This window comes from Flavobacterium sp., from assembly GCF_049240005.1.
GTDB lineage: Bacteria > Bacteroidota > Bacteroidia > Flavobacteriales > Flavobacteriaceae > Flavobacterium.
In genome coordinates this window covers 42,913-46,383 of sequence record NZ_JBMLTK010000126.1, presented here as the reverse complement: position 1 = coordinate 46,383, position 3,471 = coordinate 42,913, and the positions used below count along the sequence as shown (strand labels likewise).

1 protein-coding gene is annotated in these 3,471 nt (G+C 44.8%); it reads right to left on the bottom strand.

The window, feature by feature from the left end; translation table 11 throughout:
- Positions 1 to 106: 106 nt before the first annotated feature.
- On the bottom strand, positions 107 to 3,331 hold the full coding sequence (locus ACOVQQ_RS12730) for a reprolysin-like metallopeptidase (protein ID WP_421818525.1): 3,225 nt from the start codon (positions 3,329 to 3,331) through the stop codon (positions 107 to 109).
- Between the last annotated feature and the right edge of the window lie 140 nt (positions 3,332 to 3,471).

Sequence of the window (3,471 nt, the reverse complement as noted above, 5' to 3'; positions counted from 1 at the left end):
AATCTTTGAATCTCAAAATCTTTCAATCTTTGAATCTTTGAATCTCCCAATCAAAAAAGCTGTCCCGAATTAACAAGACAGCTTTCTAAATTCTTTAAATAAAATCTTACAATTTAATCATGCGCAGTATCTGAGGTTCATCTCCGGTTTCAAAAACCAAAACGTATGTTCCAGCTTTCAGTTGCGTAACATCGAGATACGAACCGTTAAATTTTCCTCGAAGTACTTGCTGACCCAGCGTGTTCACCACTTGATACACAGTATCTGCCGCTACACCTTCGACATAGAAATTGCCTTCACGCAACGGATTCGGATAACCTTTGATGGCAACCACAGCCGAATCGTCTGTCAATCGTGCTGCCGATGCAGTGATATTGATGGTATAATCTTCAACCTGACCGTAGGGGAATGCTTCGCAGGCTGTTGGAGTTCCGTTGTATTTCATTGAAACACGCATACGTGTACTGCCTAGCAACGCCGTGGTGGGGATTGTTATGGTTCCCGTAATCGGAGTCGCAGTAGTGGCAGTTCTAGTGAACGCAATTTCGCCAGTATCAGCAAAATCTCCATCCTGATTGTAATCGATAAAGACACGGTATCCTTCGCTAAATACTGATCCCGTCCAAAAAGGCGTTATGGTTATTGTATTAGCCGATCCGCGAACCACATTAGTCGAAATCGCTGTGAAATTCTCGTAACCAGCAGTTCCAGTCGATGGGTTGTTAATTGTTCCGAATACAACACGTCCGATACGCTCGTCGTTAGTATTATTTCCTTGAGAGGCGCAATAAGTAACGGAACTTGACAATGTTGTTACCGAAACCGTATTGCTGTTTGCAGAGATATTTCCAGCCGCGTCTTTGGCACGAACGTTAAAGGTGTACGCGGTCGCTGCCGTTAAACCCGTAACTGCAAAAGTTGTTGCCGTTGTTGTCGACCCAATTACGACCCCATTTCTTAAAACATCGTATCCGGTTACTCCCACGTTATCTGTGGCAGCTGTCCAGCTTAAATTAGTTGCTGTTTGTGTTGTTCCCGAAGCCGACAAAGTTGGTGCTGTTGGTGCTGTGGTATCCGAGGCCGCTGAAGTTGTTACAGAAACTGTATTGCTGTTCGCCGAAATATTTCCAGCGGCATCTTTAGCGCGAACGTTAAAGGTGTACGTTGTTGAAGCTACCAAACCTGTAACCGCAAAAGTGGTTGCAGTGGTTGTCGAACCGATTACTACACCGTTTCTTAGCACATCGTATCCGGTAACGCCAACATTATCTGTAGATGCTGTCCAGCTTAAATTTGTGCTGGTTTGTGTGGTACCTGCTGCGGCTAAATTAAGTGGTACCGAAGGTGCGGTTGTATCTGTACTTCCTGCGGTAATTGTAAAGTTGGTGTTCGAAACATCAAAAAATATGTGGTTTGTTCCTTTAACCATGATTCTGTTTTGAGTTCCTGGCGTATTCGGAATAGTCACGGCTTGCGTTCCGTCGTTTGGCGTTGCTGCGGCTAAAACGGTATCAAATGACGCTCCCCCATTGGTTGAAAGAAGAATGTCAACATTGGCACAATTCACGCCGTTTGCTGTTGTTCCAGCCACATTCCAAGTAATTGTTTGTGAAGAACCACCCGCATAAGATACCGCTGTATTCGGTGCCGAAACTGTAAAAGGCCCAGCTGTTGCATTCACTGTTACAATCATGTCGTCGCTATTGTTTGCAGGTCCAGCCACATCGTTATCACGAACCGTCAATCTGAAATTCATAGTGCGAGCTACTGTAGGCACCACTTCCCAAGTCCAAGAAGTTGCGCCGGCTAAGACAGTCGACATTCGTGGGAATGTGCGCGTTGGCGATGTACTTGGCAAGAACGAACGGAAAGCGGGTCCTGTAGTACGAGTTGCGCTTGGGATCGTCGAGGTCGAGGTTCCTACGTTCATTTGCTCCCAACAATAGTTTAAGCTTGAGCTATTTGCATCGGTAGCCGTTCCAGTTAACATAAATGGCGTGCCACGCGGAATGGTGTAATCTAAACCAGCATTTACAACTGGAATCGCATTACCAGTTGTTGTATTGGTCTGACAAGTAGTTGTTTTAATGTAATTGGTAACTTGTTGGATACTCTGTGCGTGGAAATACGGATCGGAATTCGTTTGCACATCGGTTGTAGGTCCGGTAATACCTGCATAACCCATGATAGTTGAGCCACTACCTGGTTCCATTTGCGCACCTGTTCCTTCGTTGCTGTGCGTAAAGGTGTGGTTTGCTCCGAATTGGTGACCGAGTTCGTGTGCTACATAATCGATATCAAAGGCATCACCTTGTGGAATACCATCGGCTGGCGAAGTGTAACCACTTCCCTTTCCTAACGGCTGAGCTGTAGTTGGATTTCGACAAACGCAGCCAATACAACCTGCGTTTCCGCCACCGCCCGAAGCACCAAATAAATGACCAACATCATAGTTTGCACTTCCGATTACATTGGTTAATGTGGTTTGAAGTTCTTGATTCCAAGCTCCACCCGCGCCGGTTGCAGCCGCCGAATACGGATCTGTCGAAGCATTGGTGTAAATCACTAAATCTGTGTTGGCAATCAAATTCATACGAACGCCAAAATCTTTCTCGAAAACACCGTTCACACGAGTCATCGTGGCATTTATCGCTGCAAGAGCTAAGGCTTTGGTTCCACCGAAATAAGCGGTGTATTCGCCGGTAACCGACATAGCTAAACGATAGGTTCTGAACGTACCGTCATCGGCATTTGGGCGAAACGCTACTTGCTCGCCAGCATTCGTTCTCGACTTTTTGATGTCGTCGACAACACGGCAAGCGAAAGAGCCTTCGGTAAACCAGTTTTCCGACTTTTCGTAAACAATGTATTGCGAACGATTGGTAGTGTACGGTTCAATAAATGTTGCTTTGCGATCGGCTCCTAAAACCATGGTTTGTAAGCCCAGTGGCGATATACTCAAATAAAGTGTTTCTCCGGGCTTGGTTTTTGATGTCCCGCGATACGACTTAATTTCAGCGTAGCGCACCTGTAAATCGCGCTCCATGTTTGAAGCTACGTACATTTCGAAAGTTTGCAGGGCACCTTGCGCATCAGGCAAACTAAGTAAGGTGGTACTTTTTGCTCCAGAGAATAGATCGGGAGCAGTTAAGAGCAGTTGAGCCACTTGATTTTCATCAATAACATAGAGTTTTGGGGCTCTAATGTCGGCTTTGTTACGAACAACAATGTCTGAGGCAGATTTGGGGGCGGACGTTACATAAGGCGTGTTTTGCGCCAAAGAAACTACCGAAATCGCACTAAAGACAAGCGATAACAGCTTTTTCTTCATAAAAATTGTAGTTTGATTAGTTAGTGAATAGTTTTTTAACAAATCAAATTTAAAGATCTTATTTTAGATCAAAGTTATATTTTCAACTTTTAACACTTTTTCTGTTTGAAATATAACAAGTGTGGTTAGAAAGAAGCTAG